This is a genomic window from uncultured Pontibacter sp. (genome assembly GCF_947502515.1).
Classification (GTDB): domain Bacteria; phylum Bacteroidota; class Bacteroidia; order Cytophagales; family Hymenobacteraceae; genus Pontibacter.
This window is the reverse complement of the sequence record NZ_CANNAI010000001.1, coordinates 84,166-108,448: the sequence shown is the minus strand read 5'-3', so window position 1 is coordinate 108,448 and position 24,283 is coordinate 84,166. Positions and strand designations below refer to the sequence as shown.

The 24,283-nt window shown below is 50.5% G+C and carries 18 protein-coding genes; 7 read left to right on the top strand and 11 right to left on the bottom strand.

Annotation, left to right across the window (positions count from 1 at the left end; genetic code table 11):
• Positions 1-34: 34 nt before the first annotated feature.
• From Q1A54_RS00500 to Q1A54_RS00465, 8 genes are all read right to left on the bottom strand, one after another.
• The gene (locus Q1A54_RS00500) at positions 35-2,275 is read right to left on the bottom strand and encodes a cation:proton antiporter (protein ID WP_299984212.1); all 2,241 of its coding nucleotides are present in this window, start codon (positions 2,273-2,275) and stop codon (positions 35-37) included.
• 184 nt (positions 2,276-2,459) lie between these two features.
• On the bottom strand, positions 2,460-3,785 hold the full coding sequence (locus Q1A54_RS00495; protein WP_299984210.1) for a mechanosensitive ion channel domain-containing protein: 1,326 nt from the start codon (positions 3,783-3,785) through the stop codon (positions 2,460-2,462).
• Positions 3,786-4,188: 403 nt separating this feature from the next.
• A complete protein-coding gene (locus Q1A54_RS00490; protein ID WP_299984208.1) occupies positions 4,189-4,575 on the bottom strand; it encodes a hypothetical protein in 387 nt (128 codons plus the stop codon).
• 67 nt (positions 4,576-4,642) lie between these two features.
• Positions 4,643-6,112, bottom strand: a complete 1,470-nt coding sequence (locus Q1A54_RS00485) for a potassium/proton antiporter (protein WP_196119250.1) — start codon at positions 6,110-6,112, stop codon at positions 4,643-4,645.
• A 213-nt stretch (positions 6,113-6,325) separates the two neighbouring features.
• Positions 6,326-7,603 (bottom strand): kynureninase, encoded by a 1,278-nt coding sequence (gene kynU / locus Q1A54_RS00480; protein ID WP_299984205.1) that lies wholly within the window; start codon positions 7,601-7,603, stop codon positions 6,326-6,328.
• 157 nt (positions 7,604-7,760) lie between these two features.
• Positions 7,761-8,756 (bottom strand): phosphotransferase, encoded by a 996-nt coding sequence (locus tag Q1A54_RS00475; protein ID WP_299984204.1) that lies wholly within the window; start codon positions 8,754-8,756, stop codon positions 7,761-7,763.
• Positions 8,757-8,790: 34 nt separating this feature from the next.
• A complete protein-coding gene (locus Q1A54_RS00470) occupies positions 8,791-9,879 on the bottom strand; it encodes an amidohydrolase family protein (RefSeq protein ID WP_299984202.1) in 1,089 nt (362 codons plus the stop codon).
• Between the two features lie 235 nt (positions 9,880-10,114).
• Positions 10,115-10,642 carry a 3-hydroxyanthranilate 3,4-dioxygenase gene (locus tag Q1A54_RS00465; protein WP_299984200.1) on the bottom strand — a complete coding sequence of 176 codons (528 nt, stop codon included), beginning with the start codon at positions 10,640-10,642 and terminating at the stop codon, positions 10,115-10,117.
• Between the two features lie 121 nt (positions 10,643-10,763).
• Here Q1A54_RS00465 and Q1A54_RS00460 point away from each other — a divergent pair, with 121 nt between their 5' ends.
• The 4 genes from Q1A54_RS00460 (at position 10,764) to Q1A54_RS00445 (ending at position 15,622) form a co-directional block, all read left to right on the top strand.
• A complete protein-coding gene (locus Q1A54_RS00460; protein WP_299984199.1) occupies positions 10,764-11,552 on the top strand; it encodes an SDR family oxidoreductase in 789 nt (262 codons plus the stop codon).
• A gap of 228 nt (positions 11,553-11,780) precedes the next feature.
• On the top strand, positions 11,781-13,226 hold the full coding sequence (locus tag Q1A54_RS00455) for an aldehyde dehydrogenase (protein WP_299984197.1): 1,446 nt from the start codon (positions 11,781-11,783) through the stop codon (positions 13,224-13,226).
• Positions 13,227-13,409: 183 nt separating this feature from the next.
• Positions 13,410-14,681, top strand: coding sequence for a chloride channel protein (locus tag Q1A54_RS00450; RefSeq protein ID WP_299984195.1), 1,272 nt, complete (start codon positions 13,410-13,412; stop codon positions 14,679-14,681).
• 80 nt (positions 14,682-14,761) lie between these two features.
• Complete coding sequence (locus Q1A54_RS00445; RefSeq protein WP_299984193.1) at positions 14,762-15,622, top strand: RelA/SpoT domain-containing protein; 861 nt, start codon at positions 14,762-14,764, stop codon at positions 15,620-15,622.
• A gap of 150 nt (positions 15,623-15,772) precedes the next feature.
• Here Q1A54_RS00445 and Q1A54_RS00440 read toward each other — a convergent pair whose 3' ends face one another.
• The 3 genes from Q1A54_RS00440 to Q1A54_RS00430 all read right to left on the bottom strand — a co-directional run bounded on the left by Q1A54_RS00440 (position 15,773) and on the right by Q1A54_RS00430 (position 20,973).
• Entirely contained in the window at positions 15,773-18,007 is a 2,235-nt protein-coding gene (locus Q1A54_RS00440; protein ID WP_299984192.1) for a S9 family peptidase, read from the bottom strand.
• A 156-nt stretch (positions 18,008-18,163) separates the two neighbouring features.
• Entirely contained in the window at positions 18,164-19,666 is a 1,503-nt protein-coding gene (locus Q1A54_RS00435; RefSeq protein ID WP_299984190.1) for a hypothetical protein, read from the bottom strand.
• Between the two features lie 17 nt (positions 19,667-19,683).
• Positions 19,684-20,973: a hypothetical protein gene (locus Q1A54_RS00430; RefSeq protein ID WP_299984188.1), complete on the bottom strand. Its 1,290-nt coding sequence runs from the start codon at positions 20,971-20,973 to the stop codon at positions 19,684-19,686.
• 185 nt (positions 20,974-21,158) lie between these two features.
• Here Q1A54_RS00430 and proS point away from each other — a divergent pair, with 185 nt between their 5' ends.
• The 3 genes from proS (at position 21,159) to floA (ending at position 24,265) form a co-directional block, all read left to right on the top strand.
• On the top strand, positions 21,159-22,637 hold the full coding sequence (gene proS / locus Q1A54_RS00425) for a proline--tRNA ligase (RefSeq protein ID WP_196119273.1): 1,479 nt from the start codon (positions 21,159-21,161) through the stop codon (positions 22,635-22,637).
• Between the two features lie 158 nt (positions 22,638-22,795).
• Entirely contained in the window at positions 22,796-23,269 is a 474-nt protein-coding gene (locus Q1A54_RS00420; RefSeq protein ID WP_299984186.1) for an NfeD family protein, read from the top strand.
• A gap of 9 nt (positions 23,270-23,278) precedes the next feature.
• On the top strand, positions 23,279-24,265 hold the full coding sequence (floA, locus tag Q1A54_RS00415; protein WP_007654193.1) for a flotillin-like protein FloA: 987 nt from the start codon (positions 23,279-23,281) through the stop codon (positions 24,263-24,265).
• Positions 24,266-24,283 lie beyond the last annotated feature (18 nt).

Below are 24,283 nucleotides of genomic sequence, written 5' to 3'. Positions count from 1 at the left end.
TGTCAAGCTAAAGTCGTAAAAAGGATGTTCTTTCTCAAGCTTCCTGACGGGCGGCTTCCAGTTGTTTTATACGCCACGGACTGCCCACAATCCATAGAATATCACCTTCCCCTATTACCAGCTCTGAGTCCGGGTTGAGCATGCGCTCGCCATTCTTTTCTATACCTACAATCAGCCCTTTCGTTTTCTCCCGCACCCCCGATTCTCGCACAGTCTTTCCAAGCAGCTTGGAGGCAGGCGACACTACCAGTTTCTGCAGGCTTATTTCTTCCCGCGTTGTCTCGCCGTTCGAACTAGGTATAAACTCTTCGTTAATAAACTCGCTGAAGTCCTCGATTTGCTCATCTGTGCCGAATACATAAATTTTATCGCCGGGGAAGATGCGTTCGTTACGGGTCGGTGCCATAATGTTGCGGCCTTCCCGCTCGATTACGGCGACATTCACGCCATACTTCTCACGGATCTGCAGTTCAATCATGCTCTTGCCTACGACCACCGCGTTAGGCAATACTTCAAAGCTGGTCAGGTGAGCATCCCAGGGCACCAGTGTATGCGTCATTTTGCTGGCCGCCTTGATCTCACGGGCATTCAGGTTCGACATAAACCGGTCTTCGATGCGGGTATAGAAGTTCTGGATACGCCGCGAGAAAACAACCAGCAAACCGATAATGAATAAGCTACCTACAATGGCCACCTGCACCGATAGCACCTGGTTAAGCAAAAATCCGATGAACAGGATGGCTATACCTACCCGCGTAAACTCCAGGACGATGATCAGGCTGCGGTAGTTGCGGTTAGCCCAGATGCGGCCCTGGGCTTCTTTTTGCGGATGGTATACGGCCATCGCCCACAGAAAGGGCGCCATAAACACCAGCGCAATCGCCACCGTCGCGACACCACCCCACACACCGTTGATGAAGTTCTCTGTGATGAACGGGTATAGAAAGTTGCCGGACGCCAGGACAATCGCAATCAGGATGACTGAATAGACAACCAGGTTGATGACATAGGACCGCAATACTATTTTCCAGTCGCTAACGGTGCTGATTGTCTCCGCGCCCGAACTGTACTCGTTAAGCGATGTTTTCCATCGCTCTGGCAGCATACCTTCTACGGAGCGGTGCAGCGGGTCGGCCAGCTTGATCATGTAAGGTGTGGTGAACGTTGTGATGGCCGAAACCGCCACCGCTACCGGGTACAAAAAGTCGCTGGTTACGTTGAGGGTGAGTCCCAGAGTGGCGATGATGAACGAAAACTCCCCGATCTGCGACACGCTCATACCTGACTGGATGGAAGTCCTGAGCCCCTGTCCGGCCATCAGACCACCGCCCGTGATACTCACCATTTTGCCAACAATCGTCACCACTGTGATCAAGGCGATCGGCCCGGCATACTCCACAATCATGGCCGGGTTGATCAGTATACCTACCGAGACGAAGAAGATAGCCCCAAAAAGGTCCTTCACAGAGGTGACCAGGTGCTCGATCTTCTCAGCCTTGGTAGTTTCTGCCAGTATAGAGCCCATGATGAACGCCCCAAGCGCTGGCGAGAAGCCTACCTGCGCCGCCAGTATCACCATGATGAAACATAGAGCGATGGAGACGATCAGCAAGGTCTCGTCGTTCATCAGTTTGCTGGCCTTGCGCAGGAAAGTAGGTATAAGAAAGATACCCGCCAGAAACCAGACCACCAGGAAGAAAGCCAGCTTGAGCACTGCCTGAAGCATTTCGGTGCCTGCAAACTGCTGGCTCACGGCCAGAGTGGAGAGCAGCACCAGGAGCAGGATCGCCACCAGATCCTCCACGATCAGCACGCCAAACACCAGCCCTGCGAAACGCTGCGATTTCACACCCAGCTCATCGAAAGCCCGGATGATGATGGTGGTGGAGGAGATGGAGAGTATACCGCCCAGGAACACGCTGTCCATCGTGCTCCAGCCCAGCATTTTGCCTGTGAGGTAGCCCAGCAAGAGCATCACAATCACTTCCACGCCCGCCATGATGGAGGATGCGCCGCCTACTTTTACCAGCTTCTTGAAACTGAACTCCAGCCCGAGGCTGAACAGCAGGAAAATCACGCCGATCTCGGCCCACACGTTGATGTTCTCAATCTCGATGATGGTCGGGAAAAGGTTGAAGTGCGGCCCTACCAGCAAGCCCGCTATGATATAGCCCAGCACGAGTGGTTGCTTGAGCTTTTTGAAAATCAGTGTTGTGATACCCGCAGCCCCGAGTATCAGCCCCAGGTCCATTACTAAATGGGGAAGGTGTGTCATATAATCGCGTTATACTGAAATAAGTAGTGTAAAAACAATACAGCAACAGGTTGCCAATCTTACAATATACATCAAAATTTATCCGCCCACAGGTATAAGTCCCTTGATTTTTAATGATACGGGACTTCCCTGTTATACCTGATTCACAGCCGGCCCGATGTTTAACGAACTGGTTACGGGCGCTTTAGTTCTGCATGGGCTCCGTCATGGGATAACGCATATTGGCTGTCGCAACCGGGTTGAACTGCAGGCTCCGCACATCATCCGCCGCTGGCATTTCGAATACCTCCAGGTCAAAGTACTTCACAGCAGCCAGCAGATGGTCAAAAATATCAGCCATAATTGCCTCGTATTCCGTCCACACAATGCTGTTGGCAAACAGGTATAGCTCAATCGGCATACCAGTGGTGGTCGGCTCGAGCTGGCGCACCATCATGGTCATGCCTTTGTGTGTTTTCGGGTGTGCCTTCAGGTAGGCGTCTACGTATTGCCGGAACACACCTACATTGGTTAAGCTGCGCCCGTTGATCAAAAGGCTCTTATCGACCTCGTTGGCTGCGTTAAACTGCCTGATTTCCTGCTGACGCTCTTCCAGGTAGCCTTTCAGCAGCTGGATCTTGCTCAGGCGGCTCACCTCCTCGTCAGACAGGTAACGGATGCTGGATATTTTGATGTACACAGAGCGCTTGATGCGCCGCCCGCCCGAGCGCTGCATCCCCCGCCAGTTTTTAAACGAGTCCGAGATCAGGTAGTAGGTCGGTATCGTGGTGATGGTCTTGTCGAAGTTCTGCACCTTGACGGTGTTCAGGTTTATCTCAATCACATCGCCATCTGCCCCGTACTTTTCCATGGTTACCCAGTCGCCTATGCGCACCATATCGTTGGTCGACACCTGTATGCTGGCCACAAAGCCCATGATCGTGTCTTTGAACACCAGCATCAGTATCGCCGAAGCCGCACCCATAGCCGTTACGAATGTCCAGGCATCTTTGCCTGTGAGGGTGGAGAAAATAAGCAAGCCGCCCACGAAGTACAGAAAAATAGTAAGCACTTGTAGGAAGCTTTCTACGGGCTTGTCTCTGAAGGTTTCAGTTGTCTTAAGGAAATCTTTGAAGGTGCGCAGAAGCGCTCTGGCCACCCACACCCACAGCATGATCAGGTAGATGTCTGTTAACTTGATGAGCGGCGAAATCAGGCTCGTAAAATCGGCAAACACAACAGGTATAGCCTGCACCACTATAATGAGCGGCGCAATCCGGGCCAGGTATACGATCACCTTATTGCGCACCAGATACTCTATCAACTTCGTGCTGGACTTAGCCGCAAACTTATGCAGGGTACCCACCAGGATCTTCCTGGAAAAGAAGTCAGCCAGGTATACCAATATGGCCGTTGCCAAAATCAGGACCAGCATATTGATGTGCATAGCTGCTTGCTCGGGTACACCCAGGTTTAGTAATTGGTCAGATGTCCAGCTACTGATTTGATCATTCGAATAAGTAGTGTTCATGATATATGAAAGGGTTTTAAAATAACTTTGGCTATATGATATGCTCCTGTGATCTTAGGCTGAAACAGCGAACAGCAGAAATGAAATTATCAGCAGGGAGCTATAAATAATGAAGGAGTTAATCCGGCTTTTCTCGCCTGCATACCAAAAGAGACTCCATTGAGGGAAGACTATACCGATGAGTAACCCGAAAATGGATACCCACGATATGACTATTGCAAAATCAGTCATGCGAAATATGAGTATGTAGAGCTGTCCTATACCTACTGGTTGATAAGCATAACAGGCTTTAAAGCAGCATAAGGCTGACTTGCTCTATATGAAAAAGAAGGAGATGCCCTGAGCCTGCGCTGAATATTGGCATGCATCAGAGGAAAACTTATTAGTGCAGAACTGAGATTGCCTAGGGGGCGTTGGGTTGTATGGTGATGGGGAAAAGCTGGGTGATGAGTTCAGCTCCTGCCGCATGGGGTGAGTAAGAGGGTATGTCATCAATGGCAGGAGCAAACGTGAGTGCCTGGAACACGCATTTGATGAGCTGCTGTGGACTCAGCACGATGACCGAAGCAGTATTAGCGTCCAGAAAGACTTGCACAGTCTGCTGCTTTACCGAAAAATCATCTTGTTCGCTGGTAGCTGACCTGAGGCTTTGAGCTACTTCATCAGCAGAGCCTTTCACTAAGTAACTGTACACAGCCAGTTCGTGGCCCGGCAGCGTGACAGCCCAAAGCAGCATCACCCACATGAGCGGGTAGGTAAGGTAGCGCTTTATGTTCTTGGTAAAAGCCATTGCCCTGCAAAAGTAGGGCTTTTGCTTTTAAGATGCCGTTTAAACATTAGCCGATTGATCGTTTATCCTACTCCACCTCGTAGCCAAGCAGCTCATTCACCTTTGTTAGTTCCTCGTCGTTATCGGTCATCACGAAGAGTTTGTCTTTGGGCTCCAGCATGGTGGCACCGTTAGGAGTTACAAACTTTCTGTTCCTGTTGATCAACACGATAAGCGCTCCTTTTGGGAATTGCAGATCTACCAGCGTTTTGCCAACTGCAGGGCTACTGTCCGGAACCTCTATTTCGGTGAGCTCATTTTTGAGGTCATACTCCATTTCCAGATCGAACTGGTGCTTTTTCAGCTTCTTGTCTTTTTCGCTGAGGTTAAGCCATTTTGCAACCGGGCTGAGCGTAGTGCCTTGCAGCATAACGGAGGTGAGTACGATAAAGAACACGATGTTGAAGATCATATCCGATTTCTCTACTCCTGCCAGCATCGGATAGGTGGCAAACACAATAGGCACTGCGCCACGCAAGCCAACCCATGATACATAGAGCTTGTCCTGTATCGTGTTTTTGAAGAAAGCCATGCTTAAAAACACACTCACCGGACGAGCCACAAATATCAGGAACATCGAAATCAGCAGACCTGTGCCCACTACCGGTAGCATGTGTGATGGGAATACAAGCAAGCCAAGTGTTAAGAACATCAGAATTTGCATAAGCCAGGCTATGCCATCATAGAACTTGGTAAGACTTCGCTTATGGATGAAGTTGCGGTTACCGAGTATAACCGCCGCCACATACACTGCCAAAAAGCCATTGCCGTTGATGACATTCGTGAAGGCATAGGTAAAGATCACCATCGCCATGGTCAATGCCGGGTAAAGTCCCTCCTGCTCCAGTTTGATCCGGTTGATGACCCACACCATGGCCCGGCCCATCGCTATTCCTGCCACGGCACCAATGCTCATCTGCATAAAGAACATGGGAACAAGCTGCCAGATGCTCGCCTCCTGATTCATGATTAGGAATGTGAAGCTGACAGTCAGGAAATAGGCCATCGGGTCGTTAGAGCCCGACTCCAACTCCAGTGTAGGCCGCAGGTTGTTCTTGAGCCCAATGTTCTTGGAGCGGAGAATGGAGAATACAGCCGCCGCATCGGTAGACGACACGATAGAACCCAGGAGCAGGCTCTCCAGTAAGGTGAAGTCTGTAACAAAGTATACAAAGGCTCCAAGGGAAATGGCTGTGATGAATACCCCTACCGTAGCCAGAATAACGCCCCGCCACAGAATGGGCTTCGTACTTTCCCAGCGGGTATCCAAACCACCGGAGAACAGGATAAATGCCAGGGCGACTGTACCAAGCGACTGTGCAGTTTGTGCGTCATTGAAATAAATTTTCCCCAATCCCTCAGAACCTGCCAGCATACCTACTCCCAAGAACAGGATTAAGGCTGGTACCCCGAACCGTCCAAGGCTCTTACTGATCAGAATACTGATGAAGAGCAGGATAGAGGAGACCAGCAGTATATCTTCGAACGTAACGGCCATTTATTACCTTAAAGCGCCAAAATTTTATTTTAATCTATCTTACCTGTTCCCCTCCCGTCTCACCCTCACTATGGACCACCTACAGACCCTTAGCTGTGAGTAATTACCTATCGCACAATACTTTCAAAACAGTACGTGCTCTTGACTAAACTATTACTCTGTGCAAAAGACAGGGGTTACAAGCCTACTAATAAGCTACAATATTCAGGTGTGTTAACTATGTCCTTCCAAACATGCGTGCAGTATCTCGGAGAAGCGATACACCTCCTCGAAGCTGTTGTAAAGCGGCGTAGGTGCTACCCGAATCACGCTCGGTTCGCGGAAGTCCACGATGATACCGGCTTCCATCAGCTTATCGAACAACTCACGGGCATTTTGTTTCACCAGTATAGATATCTGACTACCGCGGGCTTGCGGGTCACGCGGCGTGATCATCTCAAGCACTTCCTTACCTACGTGCACATCGTTGATCAGGTACTCCAGATAGCCCGTCAGCTTCTCGCTCTTGGCACGCAGGTTAGCCATGCCCGCCTCGTCGAACAGTTCCAGCGAAGCACGGTGCAAGGCCATCGGCAGAATCTGGGCATTGCTCAGTTGCCAGCCTTCAGCACCCGCCATTGGTATAAAGCCTTTCTTCATCTGAAAACGTACGCTGGCGTCGTGGCCCCACCAACCCGCAAAGCGCGGCAGGTCTGGGTTGTTGGCATGGCGCTCGTGCACAAACGCTCCTGCAGTGCCACCCGGCCCGGAGTTTAAGTACTTGTAGGTACACCACACAGCAAAGTCCACATCCCAGTCGTGCAGCTGCATAGGCACGTTGCCGGCAGCATGCGCCAAGTCGAAGCCCACCACAGCACCCACTTCGTGACCCACTTTTGTGATGGCCTGCATATCATATACCTGCCCTGTGTAGTAGTTGATGCCTCCCATCAGCACAAGCGCCAGTTCGTCGCCGTGTTCGCGAATGCTCTGCAAAATATCTTCTGTACGCAGGGTATGCTCGCCTTTTCTTGGAAACAGCTCCACGATGGCCTCCTCCGGGGTATAGCCATGAAACTTCACCTGTGTCTCGAGCGCATACTGGTCCGACGGGAAAGCCCCGCCTTCCATGATGATTTTGATACGCTTGCCTTCCGGTCGGTAAAACGACACCAGCATGAGGTGCAGGTTTACGGTGAGTTGGTTCATGATCACCACTTCCTGTGGCTTGGCTCCCACCACACGGGCAGCGCCGTCAGCGAGCAACTTATGGTAGTTGAACCAAGGCTCTTCGCCTTTAAAATGACCCTCTACGGCGTAGTTGGCCCACTTGTACATCTCATTGTCGATGTACATCTGCGCTGACTTAGGCTGTAAACCGAGCGAGTTGCCACAGAAATAAATAGCGTCACGGCCATTTACCTGCGGAAAATAAAAGCGGTCTTTGAAATGCTTGAGTGGATCAAGGTTATCTTGTTCCTGCGCGAAGGCAAGGCTATTTTGATAGTTCATTTTTCTGATGCGGGTAAAATTCAGGCGCTGTACCTTAAAGGACCTGCGCTTATATCCTGCAAGATAAGAAAATGAACAGGAAATTGGGGAATGGGGAGGGGCACTGATTAAATCAGACTACAGATTCAGTAGCGCTTTACGTAAAGACCACGCAGGTTTATAGACTGTGTATTTTTATTCCATTGTATTCTATCCACTGATTAACAGTCCGAATCCAATATTTCAAGAAATCGGGGCTTAAGAACTGGTTGGAAAAATCATCGAACCGTTGCACATGAATGCCTGTGTAATGCAGCCAAATGGCTAAACTACCATACGGAATCAGCCTTTTTTCCTCATCTGAAATGGAAGCAACTGACTCATAACCTCGATAGAAGCTCTCCTTTTTTGATTCGAATTTTGCCTGGTCTGGTTCGTTTCTGAACAGTATCATCAGGCTGTAGGCCATGTCTAAGAACAGCCATCCATTACCGCAATTGTCGAAGTCAAAAAAAGTGATTTGAGATTCATCTTTAACCTTCATATTCTCATACCACAGGTCAAGGTGGACGATACCATATCTTAAGCTACTGGTGTCAGCTTTTTCGAATACAGCTGAAATTACAGCACTGGCTTGCTCAAAGTAATCCATTTCAAAGGAAGGCTCTGTAAAGTGGCGCTTTGCAGCTTGAAGTGCCCACGTAACAAGCGTGCTCGCGTCGTAATACTTTCGCTTAACAGTTCTGTTAAGGGTGAGTTGATGCATCTTTGCCATAGTCACACCCAGGCTGTAGCTTACACTCTCCAATGGAACCCTGACAGAGTCGCCTTCGGCAAATGAAAACAACACAGCAAAACGCTCTCCCTCAAAAGCTGCTATTCGATTGATATAATTCCCATCACAATCCTTTATGGGATAAGACACCGAAATGTCATTCTCTTTTAAATAATCTAACAGCCGCAATTCCTCGCGTATCTCATCCTCGCTTCTCCAGTTGTAGAAGTACACTCTCAGTACAAACTTTTGATTAGAGGTCGTTATCAGATAAGTGTGGTTGATACCTGTTTTTAATATCCGGCACGTTGTAGTTTCATCGAAATCATAACGGTTGACAACAAATTCTGCCAGATAAGTTGGTGAAAGGATTGAGCTTGCTGCAGGCGCGTAATTCATTATTTGTTGTTTCTAAATAGCGTATAGTCAACCCCTATACCTTCGCTTTCAAACCATTGGAAGATTCCTTCACAAACCGGCTCTTCTCCAGATTCAGCCACTCCAAAGCGGTGCCGTGCAGCATACGGTCTTTGGTGGCGCGGTCGTAGGGCATGGATTCAATCAGTTTGCCGGGCTCGAGTTCGCCTAGCGGGAAAGGATAGTCGGTACCGAGGGCAATGCTGTTGGCGCCTACCAGGTTTACGAGGTAGTCGAGTGCCTGTGGGTCGTGCACGAGGGAGTCGAAATAGAACTTGCCGAGGTACTCGCGAGGGTTCACATTGTTGTCGACTGCGCATAGGTCGGGGCGCACTTCGAAGCCGTGTACGATGCGGCCAATGGTAGCAGGAAAAGAACCTCCACCATGGGCAAAAGCGACACGCAGTTTCGGCAGACGCTCCAATACGCCGCCAAATATCATAGAGCAAATGGCCAGACTGGTTTCGGCAGGCATACCCACGAGCCAGGGCAGCCAGTATTTGCTCATCTTCTCCTTGCCGTACATGTCCCAGGGGTGCACAAATACTGCCGCCCCCAACTCTTCAGCAGCCTGAAAAATCGGAAACAGTTCGGGTGCGTCGAGATTCCAGTCGTTGATGTGCGATCCGATCTGTATACCTGCCATACCCAGCTCTTTCATGCACCGCCCCAGCTCTTTAATGGCCAAATCGGGGTCCTGCATAGGTATAGTACCGAGGCCAATGAAGCGGTCGGGATAGTCTGCTACGATACCTGCGATATGGTCATTGAGCATGCGCGACAGATCGTAGGTATGCTCGGGCTTCGCCCAGTAGTTGAACATAACCGGCACTGTGCTCAGCACCTGTACGCCCACCTGGTGGTGACTGCATTCGTGCATGCGCACTTTAGGGTCCCAGCAGTTGTCCTGAATCTCGCGGAAGAACTTGTCGTCCATCATCATGCGGGCGCAACACGGCTTGTGGTGCTCCAACCGTACGAAGCCGCCATAGCCGTAGCGCTCACGCAGATCGGGCCAAGTAGCGGGCAGGATATGCGTGTGAATGTCAATCTTAAAAAGATTGTCTGTGGCAGGTATGGGGGTTATAGGCTTCTGGTTTTGCATGTTTGTAATCGGGCGAAAAACGGCTATAAAGTGTACGGCCAAATCAGGCAATCCAACAAGATACGCATTTTATCAGTTTTACATTTGGCTTGGGATAAGGAATTGTGAAGATCTCCCATTGACTTTACCAAAATAGCTGGAAAAACTCATGCACTATTCGGACAGGTCGCGACCCGTCCCTACAATAACAACCGACAGCCAAAAGTTAATCCAGATTTCTCAATGACAACTTCCGTTATGCAGGTTTTACAGGAGGCTGCAGCACCTCTCCGCATTTATCGCAGGTACGCAGATCTTCGCTGTCCCAAAAATTACCCATAATAACCGGTAGTTGCTTCACAATGTCCGTCACTTCTGTGAAGTCTTCGTGCAGCTTGTTACCGCAGTTCTCGCAGAACCACATGAAACCGTCTTTCTCCCCTTCGCGGCGGTAACGCTCAATCACAAGACCCACCGTGTTGGCAGGTCGCTGTGGGGAGTGCGGCACTTTGGGCGGTAACAGAAAGATCTCTCCTTCCTTGATTGGAATATCCACTGGCTTACCATCCTCTATGATTTTCAGCACAATATCGCCTTCCACCTGGTAGAAAAACTCCTCGCCTTCGTCGTAGTGGTAGTCTTTACGGGCGTTGGGGCCGCCGACCACCATCACAATGAAGTCGTCGTTGCCTTTGTATACCTGTTGGTTCCCTACAGGTGGTTTCAGCAAATGGCGGTGTTCCTCTATCCACTGTTTGAAATTGAAAGGTCGCTGTATGGCCATCGTTTTATCGGGTTAGGTTTGTAGCTTGAATGTACGAAAAAGTAAGCATAAATGGTAAATCAGGTATAACTCCTGCTCAGACCGCCGTGCAAGTTTAAAGCCTTTTGCGTACTTTTAAGTTATGAACTTAGACCTGACTGATAAAAGAGCCATCGTGTGCGGCAGCACGCAAGGTATAGGCAAAGCCATCGCCGTGGAACTGGCGCAACTGGGTGCCAGCGTAACACTGGTGGCCCGCAACGAAGCCAAGCTGCAAGAGGTAGCCCAGGAACTGGACAATAGCAAAGGCCAGCAACACGATTATCTGGTAGCAGATTTCAGCAAGCCCGACGAGTTGGTGCAGCAACTACAGGTATACCTGCAGCAACACGATCAGGTACACATCCTTGTGAACAACACAGGCGGACCAGCGGGCGGACCGATTGTGAACGCCAAGCCAGAAGAGTTCCTGAGCGCTTTCAACATGCACCTGATCAACAACCACAATTTGGCGCAGGCGGTGATTCCATTGATGAAAAAAGCAGGCTATGGCCGCATCATCAACATCATCAGTACATCGGTGAAACAGCCTTTGCAAGGCTTGGGCGTGTCGAACACTATACGTGGTGCTGTAGCCAGCTGGGCCAAAACCATGGCGAACGAACTCGGTCAATTCGGAATTACGGTGAACAACGTGCTCCCTGGTGCTACCCGCACGGGACGTCTGGAATCTATCATCGAGAACAAAGCGAAGAAAACTGACAGTGAAGTAAATAAAGTAGAAGAAGAGATGATGGCCGAAATCCCAGCCCGCCGCTTCGCCGAACCTGAAGAAGTTGCCGCAGCGGCAGCGTTTCTGGCGACGCCAGCAGCAGCTTATATCAACGGCATAAATGTGCCGGTTGATGGGGGCAGAACGGGGAGTTTGTAATCCCACCACAGCCCTCCCCTAAAAACAGGGGAGGGAGTTGTAAATTATTGAGAGCTATCTGTTGGACTCGGGCCGTTTTGTTTGTGCCTAATAACACAAATGTTGGGACACCACTGAATAACGCACACTTACGAGACGAGAGCGAGAGCTTAAGAATACTTAATCTATCAAATTAAAAATCCCAAAGCTCCTCCTCCTGTTTTTAGGAGGGGGTTGGGGGGAGGTAACATGCAGCACATCCATAACTACATCGACGGCCAACTGGTAATGCCTGTGGCGGGGCAGTACATCGACAACTATAACCCGGCTTTGGGAGAAGTGTACTCGCTTATACCTGACTCCGACGAACAGGATGTGGAACAGGCGGTGCAGGCGGCTTTGAAGGCCTTCCCGGCCTGGTCGAACACACCTGCCGAGAAGCGTGGGCAGATTATGATGCGCATTGCCGACCTCATCGACCAGAATCTAGACAAGCTGGCTGAGGCCGAATCGATAGACAATGGCAAGCCGTTGAAGCTGGCAAAATCGGTGGATATACCCAGGGCGAGTAGCAACATGCGCTTTTACGGCACGGCCATTCAGCATTTCGCTTCGGAAGCGCATTACATGGAAGGAACCGACGCCATTAACTATACCGTGCGCCATCCGCATGGCGTGGTGGGCTGCATTTCTCCCTGGAATCTGCCCCTATACCTGTTTACGTGGAAAATAGCTCCTGCCCTTGCCGCTGGCAACTGCGTGGTAGCGAAACCGTCTGAAGTCACACCCATGACGGCTTACATGTTGTCAGAAATCTGCATAGAGGCAGGCTTGCCTGCGGGTGTGCTTAACATCGTGTATGGCTACGGCCACAAGGTAGGCGCCGCCATGACGGCGCATCCGAAAGTGCCGGTTATCTCTTTCACAGGCGGTACCGCCACCGGACGCACTATTGCAGCTACGGCGGCTCCGATGTTCAAAAAGCTGTCGTTGGAGCTGGGAGGTAAAAACCCGAACATCATCTTTGCGGATTGCGACTTCAACAACGCCCTGCATACCTCCATCCACTCCTCTTTTGCCAACCAAGGGCAGATTTGCCTCTGCGGTTCCCGCATTTTCATAGAGCGACCACTATACGAGAAATTCCGCGATGCTTTTGTGGAGAAGGTTAAAGGAATGCAAGTAGGCGACCCTATGGAAGAAGGTTCGAAAATGGGTGCCGTGGTGTCGGAACAGCACATGCAAAAGGTGCTCTCTTACATAGAACTGGCCAAACAAGAGGGGGGCACCATCCTCACGGGTGGTCACCAGGTGCAGGTCGAGGGTCGTTGCCAGAACGGCTGGTTCATCGCCCCGACCATCATTGAGGGACTACCCTACAACTGCCGCACCAATACCGAGGAAATCTTCGGCCCGGTTGTCACGCTCACCCCTTTCGACACCGAAGAAGAGGTGATCCAATACGCCAACTGCACCGACTATGGCCTCTCTGCCACCATCTGGACGCAGAATTTGAATCGCGCACACCGTGTCGCGCATCAGGTACACTCCGGCATCATCTGGGTAAACACGTGGCTCCTGCGTGATTTAAGGACACCTTTCGGTGGCATGAAGAATTCGGGTGTAGGACGGGAAGGTGGTTTTGAGGCGCTGCGTTTCTTTACGGAGCCGCAGAATATTTGTGTAAAGTTGTAGGAAACCCTTTCGACTGAATACTCTTGTGACAAGAGCAGGAGAAAGCCGGCTAAACTGCAGGTAGACGGAAGCTACGAAATAACCCAAATTCCTTGCATTCCCGAAAGGACAGAAAGGAATGTAGAAGCCTCGTAATCCGGCTCCTCCTTTACCCATCCCTCCATTTCTCCGTACCTTTGCAGGATGGACTTTAAAAGAAGAAGACTGGCCGTTACATTGCGGAACCAGATTAACTATCCTTTACAGTTTAACCCATTTGTATTCAGCAAGATATTCCTGCTGTGGGTAGCTATTGGCATAATTGGGGGTATCATCGCAGGGATTTACTGGATGATTCTGGAGGGGTTGCTTCACTTTCTGGCACCTGTACAGGGTCTGTATGTTATACCGTTAATGGCCGGGGCCGGCTTACTCGCCGGACTTATCATCCACTATCTTGGCGACCCTGGCGAGATGGATCTTATTGTCAATAATATCCGCTTTAAAGGAGGGCACTTGGAGCCGAAGAATAATCCTTCCATGATTTTGTCGTCGTGGCTGTGTATTGCAAGTGGCGGTAGTGCCGGTCCTGAGGCGCCTTTGGTACAAGTAGTTGGCTCCACCGGTACCTGGATCGCAAAACAGCTCAAAATAAGAGGGGAAGACCTCCGATCTCTGACAATAGCAGGTATGGCCTCTGCTTTTACTGCCCTCTTTGGTGCGCCGCTCGGCGGCACTCTGTTTGCTTTGGAAATCCTGCATCACAAGCATGTAGTAGAATACTACCAGGCGCTTATACCTGCCTTTGTCGCCAGTTGCTCCAGCTATGTTGTTTTTATCCTGATCACACACATCGGCATAGGCCCTACCTGGAACTTCCCCGTGTACTCTACCCCTGAGCTAAACGACTTCTTCTACGCTATGCTCTATGCGCTAGCAGGTACTGCGGCAGGCTGGCTTTTTATTTTCACTGTGCGCCAGTGCAGGGCTCTCTTCAAAAAATTCAGGGTACCGATCTATGTGAAAATGGCCGTGGGAGGATTACTGATCGGCATCATTGCCTATTATGTTCCGCTTTCGCGTTACTTCAGCCACGACGAACTCAATGTGCTCCTAGCGGAGGAATTCACACTAGGTTTTTTACTTCTGCTTCTGGTAGCCAAGATTCTGGCCATCAGTTTTACCGTAACCTCGGGCTGGCGGGGTGGATTTATCATTCCGCTCTTCTTTGTGGGAGCTACTGTAGGAATGATCGTCAATCAGGCTTTCCCCGGACAGAACCTACCGCTTATACTTATTAGCTGTATGGCAGCTATCAATGCCTGCGTTACCCGCACTCCTATCAGCACCATTATTTTACTCGCGACACTCACCGGCTTCCAGCACTTTATCCCGATCATGTTTGCAAGTCTCACAGGGTTCTTTTTGGCTCCCAAAACGCCACTGATTAATGCACAGCTTGGGGTAAAAGAATAGTCTATCCCTAAATACTTTCAGGCATCCATTTGCCTTCAACGGTTTATCACGTAAGTATTTAAAAACAGCGACTTAGAGGCTTGAATAAAAACACAAGTTCGGGACAATCTGCTTCCAGGTTACTCAACTCGCTTGGCCTGGGCGAGTCAGAATGGCGTGCGCAAGGTATAGCACCCCAGACGCTGGTGGGCATTTACCATGACTTTCTACGGCGTAAGCCAGAGTTACTGGAGATTGCAGCGCAGACAGCCCAAAGCCTGCAGCACCTACCCGAAGTGCATGCTGTGCGCTATCGGGTAAAGGACCCGCTGCACCTGTTGCGCAAGGTGATCCGCAAGAAATCAGAATATCCTGACCGCCACATTGACGAGCATAATTACGTCGACTGGATCAATGACCTGGCTGGGGTGCGGGTGCTATACCTACACAAGACTACCTGGCATGCTCTGGGAAAACACATACAAGCCACCTGGGAACTGAAGCGCCCTCCTTTCGCCTATATCTCCCCTGGCACAGCTACAACTACTATTCAAGAATTTGAAAAAGCCGGTGTAAACATCCGTCTGCACGACCACGGCTACCGGGCGGTGCACTTTGTAGTGAGCACCCAGCCTAAACGACAGCGCTACTTTGCAGAGATACAGCTGCGCACGCTTTTCGAGGAAGGCTGGAGCGAAATAGACCATAAGGTGCGTTACCCTGACCACAGCTGCAATGCTTTTGTGCGGGACCTGCTTAACCTGCTCAACCACTTCACAGGCCAGGCCGACCAACTAGCCTCTTTCATCAAAACGGTGCTGGAGAAGCTGCATGGCCATACCCCGGTTACCGAGAAGGAACGGGCACAACTACACACTCAGATAAACCAGTTTGCTATACCTGACACAGAAAAGCAGCGGCTATACCTGCACCTCAATGCCCTGCAACGGAAAAACAGCTAGGCCCTAAAAGCAATAAGGCCCGCCATTGCTGGCGAGCCTTGTTGCTCAGGTATAAACTTCAGTTTTCAAACTTCGCTCCAGGTATAGTAACATGTTATACCTGGAAGGACTTTTGTCCGTCTCCTGAAAGTCCTTAGTACTAGCTATACCTTATTGGTTTTGCTCTGTAGTCGGGTTGATCAGGTTGCGCTCCAGGAAGTCGGTCATCATTTTGAAGCGGTGCAGGCTCGTGATGCCGCCACCCACGCCGTGGTTACGGTTCGGGTAGTAGAAGCTTTCGAACTGCTTGTTGGCGCTGATCAGGGCGTCCTGCATAGCCACCGCATTCTGGAAATGCACGTTGTCATCACCGGTACCGTGGATCAGCAACAGCTCACCCTGCAGTTTGTCGGCAAAGAATAACGGCGAGTTATCGTCGTAGCCAGCAGCATTTTCCTGCGGCGTTTTCAGGTAACGCTCTGTATAAATAGTGTCGTAGAAGCGCCAGTTCGTCACCGGGGCTACCGATATACCTGCACGGAACACACCATTGCCTTTGGTCAGGCCAAGCAATGTCATGTAACCACCGTAGCTGTGACCCCAGATACCGATGCGGTCCTTGTCCACGTACGGCTGGTTGCCCAACCACTTGGCTGCTTCGATCTGGTCTTCAATCTCATACTTGCCGAGGTTCGCATAAGTCACTTTCTTGAAGTCAGCGCCACGGGCACCAGTACCACGGTTGTCCACGCTCACGACAATGGCTCCTTTGCTGGCCAGCACCTGGTACCACAGGTAGTTGGCACCGCCCCAGCTGTTGTTCACCGTCTGTGATCCAGGACCACCGTACACGAACATCAATACCGGGTATTTTTTCTTCGGATCGAAATCAGTTGGCTTGATCATCCAGCCGTTCAGTTGCGTGCCATCCGGGGTTTTCATGGTGAAAAACTCCTGCTTGGCGATATCATACTGGGCCAGTGTGTTTTTCAGCTTCTGGTTATCCTCCAGCACCTTAATTGACTTACCGTCTTTAGCCGTGTGCAGGCTTACAGTAGGCACCTCGTTAGCAGCAGACTGGTAGTCCAGGAAATATTTGAAGTCGTTGCTCATGTTCACGCGGTGTGTACCAGCTTTCTCAGTAAGGCGGTTTTTCTTGCTGCCTTTACTGTTGATGCTGTACAGGTGGCGCTCCAGTGGCGATACCTCCGTGGACATGTAATACAGGCGGTCGTTCTTCTCATCGTATCCGATGTAGTTGCTCACTTCCCAGTTACCCTTTGTGATCTGACGCACCAGTTTGCCGTTCATGTTGTGCAGGTACAGGTGGTTAAAGCCGTCTTTCTCAGAAGAGTGGATGAAGTGCTTGCCATCTTTCAGGTAAGTCAGGTCGTCAGTGATGTCGATGTAGGCTTTGTCTGTCTCCTTCAGCACCACGTTGGCCTTACCAGTTGTCGCGTTGGCGTGCAGCAGCTCCAGTGTGTTCTGCAGACGGTTCATCTTCTGGATAGATAGCAGGTTGCTGTCGTTTGTCCACTTGATGCGCGGGATGTAAATATCGGCTTCGTTGCCGGTATCCATCTTCACTGTTTGGCCATTGCCCAAATTGTACACCGATACCGTTACGATAGAGTTGGCCTCACCAGCCTTCGGGTACTTGAACTTGTAATCCTGTGGGTATAGCTCACCCCACATCTGCATGTTAAACTCCGGCACGTTGGTCTCATCGAAGGTATAGAAAGCGATCTTAGAGCCGTCCGGTGACCAGTGGAAACCCTGTGCAAACGAAAATTCCTCCTCGTATACCCAATCCGCATAGCCATTGATGATGGAGTTGAACTTACCAGTGTTGGTGATCTGCGTCTCCTGCATGTTGCTCAGGTCCACAAAAAACATATTTCCCTCACGCGCAAAAGCGACACGCTTCGCATCCGGCGAGAAGGTCGCATACAACTGCTTGCCACCGTTGCTCAGTTTGGTTAGTTTCTTCGAGGCGATGTCGTACACATAAAAATCAGCCTTTGAAGAGCGACGGTAGATCTGCTCTCTTTCAGTAGCGAACAATACCTTTTTCTCGTCTGAGCTGAAGGTATAGCCATCAAACTTAATTGGCTTGTCACTGCCCTCCGGCTTCAGGTCTTCGCCTTCGATGATGGTGTTCACCGGCTGGCCTGTAGTCACGTCGTAGCGCACAATGTCGTTTACGCCGTTCTTCTCGTCCGCTACCTGCGAGCTGTAGTAGCGGCCGTCGTTCATCCAGTTCACGCCGTACACCGACTTGGCCGAGAAGGTGCCATTGCGGTAGATGTCCTCCAGCGTGACTTCTTTTTTCTGCTGCGCCTGCGCTACAAAGGCAAAGCACAAAAGCACGACAGCCAGAAAATTAGTTTTAAGGTTGATATGCATGTGTTTAGGTGTTGTTAACGTTTAGTTTGCTAATTTATCAGAATAATATGGTATTGCCATACCTTACCGCCAAAACCATACCGCGCACAGGTATAGACACAAAAAAGCGGCATCCCTTTCGGAATCTGCCGCCTTTCTGAAAACAGGAAAAAATCTTTAGAAATTATACCCGAAGGTCAGCATCACGGTGTTCAGCTTATCTTCAATGTCTACTACTGGAACGAATACAGTAGGATCGTTGAAGTTGTATGGGCTGTACAGGCTATTGGACGTCGAGCTCGTAAAGGCAACATCAGCATAATATCTGTTCAGGCGTATACCTGTGCCCAGCGTGAAGGTATTTATCTTGCCATCAAAATCGGCATTGCGGTAGGGGTCACCAGTTATAGCGTAACCTGCTCTGAAGCGGAACACCTCGTAACGCGCCTCCGCTCCCAACCTGAAATTGAGGGCCGACTGATACGTACCTGAAATGCGGTCATTCACGCTATTAAAGTAAGTGCTGTTGCCTCCAAAATCATCACTTTCAGAAAAACGGGCATTTGCATAGTCCACGTACTCAATGTCTGCGGCTATGAAACCGTACTTCTGAAGGAAAAAGGCCACACCACCCGATGCACGGAAAGGCGTTGTAAGCTTATAGGAGAACTCACCAGGTAGTTCCACGGCACTGTAATTTTCACCCGGCAAAAACTGGGAATACATAGAGCGCTGGTACGTTTCGTTGAAGTTATACAGGGTCGGCGTTTGGATGGATGCTCCCAGTCGGATGACATCAGACGGCCGAACGATGATACCCAGTTTCAGGTTAACGCCTGTTCCGCGTGTTCTGTACTCATCACGCAGCTCCAGACTGGTAAAATCGGTACTGGCATTTTCTTCTGTCTCCCTAAAGATGCGCTCCTGCCTGAAATCTGACGTAATCACACCAAGCGACGCTCCCAGGTATATTTTGTCGCGATAGCTGGTACCACCAGCTATATCAATCTGATTCTGAGAACCTCTTCTGATAATCTCCTCTGATTGGTTAACATTTCCTATCCGATCAGTAGGTATAGCAAAGCCGTCTTCGTCAAAGTCAAAAAGAAAAGTCCCATAGGCTAAGCCTTCCATAGTAGTGAATCCATTATCGAACTCGTTGTCCAGGTCTGTTTGCGTGCGGCCACGCAGGTTTGCCAGCTCTGTAAAGTATTCGACAATAGTTGGATCCTGTCCGCCGGCTGTGTTGCGGTATGAGGTTCTGTTGTTGAAATTATTGAGCCTGCTGAAGCTTATACCGAAGGTAGCACCGCGCCAGTCGCTATTCTCATCACTTTGGCGGTCAGCGAACACAAAACCAATGTGAGGTACTGCTACGCTGTTGCGTTCGTCGTTTGTGGAAATTCCGCCGACACGTCCGGTTGAAGTGGAGAAGCCAAGGCCGGGTGTAATACTAAACTCTGAACGTCTGAACATGCCCAAGCCTGCTGGGTTAGATGCCATGGTGGAAACGTCTGCACCGAGTGCCGTTTGCGCTCCGCCTATACCTTGGATGCGTGCGGAGCCAGTGAGTCCGTAACGGGTGTAGCGCAGTGCGTCTACCTCGTCTTGGGCAAAAGCGGTTCCGCCCCAGCCCAGCATTAGTGCCAGGCTGGCGGAAACAATCTTAGTTATTTTCATGGATCAGGGGTTTGTGATTAGTTTCCTCCTCTATTTCCACGGCCACCGCCGCTGGAGTTAGTTCGTACCGGAGGACTAGATGTACCGGAACTTCTGGTTGGTGGTGAGTAGCTAGGCTGCGAGCGCTGCACCGGTTGGCTACGCTGGTAGCTTGGCTGCGAACGCTGTACTGGCTGGCTGCGCTGATAGCTTGGCTGAGAACGCTGTACTGGCTGGCGCTGAATCTGCTGACGCTGCACAGGTTGCTGAATTCTTTCCTGACGCTGCGTAGGCTGCTGTATACGTTGCTGGCGCTCCACTGGTCGTGGCTGCGTTGCCGGCGACACATTGCCTTCTCTTGACTGATTGAGTCGCTGTACTGGCTGCTGGCCTTCCGGCTGCTGACGCGATGGTCTTACCTGACCGCTCTGCGGATCATAACCACGGTTTGTAGTGGCCGGTCTGGCTGGCAGAGTACGTCTAGTATTCTCTCCTGCGTTGATTTCCTGGCCTCTTACGTTTGTGTTGCCTGTGGCACGCTCTGTTCTGCCAGGGCGGGCATAGTCTACACCTTGCGTAGAACGCTGTTCATCTCTTACAGACTCCGATCTGTTCGGACGTCCGGCTACTCGCTCTGGGTTACCTGAGGCTGGCACTACGCTGCGCTCACCACGTGGCCCGTACTGCACCTGACGCTGCTGCACGACACCCGGGCGGTCATAGATATAGCGGTTACTGCCATAGAACCCTCGGTTATATCCGTGGTAGAAGCCGGCATAATAGTTATTGTGTGGCCAGTATCCGCCACCCCAGAATGGATCATACATACCATAAGGGCGTCCCCAGGGATGTCCCCAGCGGTTCCAGCCGGATCCCCAACCCATGCTCAAGCCAATGTTCACACGCATGCCGCCTCTGTGAAAGAACGGGTCATACATGAATGGATCGTAGAATGGGTCATAAAAGAACGGGTCGTAGAATGGACTAACGCGACGATGCACGTAAGCAGTTGTCCAGTATGGATCCACGTAGGCATAGTTAGTGGTGTTCCAGGTTGCCTGCGGACGATAGGTACGTCCGTCATAGTACTCGTCGGCAGTATAGTTTTGAGTTACATCACCAGTAGCGGCCTGCTGATTGTCTTCAGCTGAAGCATACTGCTGCTGTTGGGAAGCCTGAGCCTGGGGCTGCACATACTCGGTATGATCTGATGAGCTGTAGTACATATCATCATACTCGGTCGACTGCATAGCTACCGGGCTACTGCAACCAACCGCGAAAAGTGCAATCACAGGGGCTAGTGCGGTGTATATGTTTAATTTTTTCATGGCCTTCTGTGTCTAAAAATGCTTCTATATCAAAGATATAAACACAATAGCGCAAAACCTTATCAATAGTATAATATATTAACGTAATTTTGGGCGAGAATGATATTAAATCTTCACTATGTGGAAAGCAATATTCATTCCAAAAAGATTAACAATTACTGATATTAAATAAATTTTTTCAAATAATGAGCAAAGGGCTGCCAAAAAGAAGCGAAGACTATTCGCAGTGGTATAACGAGCTGGTGAAAAAGGCCGGTTTAGCGGAAAATTCCGCTGTGCGTGGCTGCATGGTGATCAAACCTTACGGTTACGCCATCTGGGAAAAAATGCAGCGTCAGCTGGATGACATGTTTAAGGCCACTGGCCACGAAAATGCCTATTTCCCGCTGTTTGTACCCAAGAGCTTGTTTGAAGCCGAAGAGCAGAATGCCGAAGGCTTTGCCAAGGAATGCGCCGTAGTAACGCACTACCGTTTGCAAGCCGACCCTGATAAGCCAGGCAAGCTGCGCGTTGACCCGAATGCCCGACTGGAAGAAGAACTGATCGTACGCCCAACATCGGAAGCTGTGATCTGGAACACGTACAAAGGCTGGATCCAAAGCTACCGCGATCTGCCTATCCTGGTGAACCAGTGGGCCAACGTAGTACGCTGGGAAATGCGTACCCGCCTGTTCCTGCGCACCGCAGAGTTCCTGTGGCAGGAAGGCCACACGGCCCATGCTACCGCTGAGGAAGCCATTGCCGAAACAAAGCAGATGCTGGAGGTATACGCCACCTTTGCTGAACAATACATTGCCCTGCCGGTAATCCGTGGTGTGAAAACGCCAAACGAGCGCTTTGCTGGTGCTTTGGATACCTATTGCATCGAAGGCTTGATGCAGGACGGCAAGGCGCTACAGGCAGGTACTTCGCACTTCCTGGGCCAGAACTTTGCCAAGGCATTTGATGTGAAGTTTGCCACCAAAGAAGGCGGACTGGAGCACGTATGGGGAACTTCATGGGGTGTGAGCACGCGCCTGATGGGTGCACTTGTAATGGCCCACTCCGATGACGAAGGCCTGGTACTGCCTCCAAAACTGGCACCTATCCAAGTGGTGATCGTACCGATTTACAAAGGCGAAGAGCAACTGGCGCAGATCAGCGAGAAAGTGCTGCAGCTGAAGAAAGAGCTCGAAGCTAAAGGGATCAGCGTGAAGTTTGACAACCGCGATACTGAACGTCCTGGTTTTAAGTTTGCCGAGTGGGAGCTTAAAGGGGTTCCGGTTCGTCTGGCCATCGGTGCACGCGACCTGGAAAACGGTACCGCCGAAGTGGCCCGCCGCGATACCAAGGAGAAGAGCACACAGCAATTCGACAGCCTGGCTACTTACATCCCTGCCTTGCTTGACGAGATTCAGGAGAACATTTACAACCGTGCCTATACCTTCCGTGAAGAAAACACGACGAAGGTAGACAGCTACGAGGAGTTCAAGCAGGTACTGGAAACCAAAGGCGGCTTCGTGCTGGCACATTGGGATGGTACACCAGAAACGGAAGAGCGCATCAAGGAAGAAACAAAAGCAACCATACGTTGTATCGCCCTCAATACGCCTGAAGAAGACGGCGTGGATATGATCACAGGCAAGTCATCGAAGCAGCGTGTATATTTTGCAAAGGCTTACTAAGCTTCGGCTATACCTGAGGATTAATCAAAATTTATAAAAAGAGAGCCATTTCCTGCGGGAGATGGCTTTTTTGTTTTACGCACAGTATAAATTAAATGAAGCGATCAGGGTAATTGAATCGCAAAATCGCTATATTTACCTAAACCTACTCCCAAACTATGCTCTTAGACTGGCTTACAGTAGTGCTGCTCATTGGCATCGGTCTTGTTCTGATCGTGGTAGAGCTCATATTTGTGCCGGGCGTTACCATTGTCGGTATTCTGGGCTTTATACTCGTTGCCGTGGGCGTCTGGATCAGCTATGCCGCCCTGGGAACGGAAACCGGACATTTGGTGCTGGCAGGGTCCGTCCTGGCCGGCGGAGTGGCTCTTTTCTACAGTTTCAGGTCGGATGCCTGGTCGCGGTTTGCGCTCAAAGACAGTATTAAAAGTCGGGTGAACGAGGAAAGCCCTCACTTACTTGAGGTTGGCGAAGAAGGCAAGACTGTTTCGGCGCTGCGTCCGCAGGGAACTGCCCTTTTTAAGGAGCGACACCATGAGGTACAGACCACTGGCGCTTTTCTGGCGCCAAACACACCCGTGCGCATTATCAAAATAGTAGCGAATAAAATCACAGTAGAAGCAATTACCTAAAACAACTCAATGGAAAATTTTTCAGTCTTATTCCTGATTGCGGGTGGCATTATCCTGCTGCTTATCTTTCTTTATTTTGTGCCGATCAGCCTCTGGATCACAGCCCTGTTCTCGGGTGTTAAGGTAGGCCTGCTGGAGCTGGTGTTCATGCGTATTCGTAAGGTACCGCCAAGCCTCATCGTAAACTCTATGATCAATGCTACCAAGGCAGGTATAGATGTAACGACCACTGAGCTCGAAACCCACTACCTGGCTGGCGGTAACGTGCCAAATGTAATCAAAGCCCTTATTTCGGCAGACAAGGCGAATATTCCGCTATCCTTCAAGCAGGCTACCGCCATCGACCTGGCAGGTCGTGATGTGTTTGAGGCTGTGACGACTTCCGTAAACCCGAAAGTGATCAATACACCAAATGTAGCCGCTGTAGCGCAGGACGGCATCCAACTCATCGCCAAAGCCCGTGTTACGGTGCGAGCCAACATCATGCAACTGGTAGGTGGCGCCGGTGAAGAGACTATCCTGGCCCGTGTAGGTGAGGGTATTGTAACGTCTATCGGCTCCTCCAGCTCCCACAAAAGTGTACTTGAAAACCCGGATATCATCTCGAAACTGGTACTCCAAAAAGGCCTGGATGCCGGTACAGCTTATGAAATTCTCTCGATTGATATTGCTGATATTGACGTGGGTGAGAACATTGGAGCGAAACTGCAGATTGACCAGGCAGGCGCTGACTTGAAAGTAGCTGAAGCGAAAGCCGAAGAGCGCCGTGCCATGGCCGTTGCTGTGGAGCAGGAAATGAAGGCCAAAGCCCAGGAAGCCCGTGCCTCTGTAATTGCAGCCGAAGTAGAGATTCCGCAGGCCATCTCAGCTGCTTTCCGGAGCGGCAACCTCGGCATCATGGACTACTACAAGATGCAGAACATCCAAAGCGATACCGACATGCGCAACTCGATTGCCAACCCGAACCAGGGAGGGCAAAATAAGCCGAAGGAGTAGAAGCAAGCTTCCATAAAA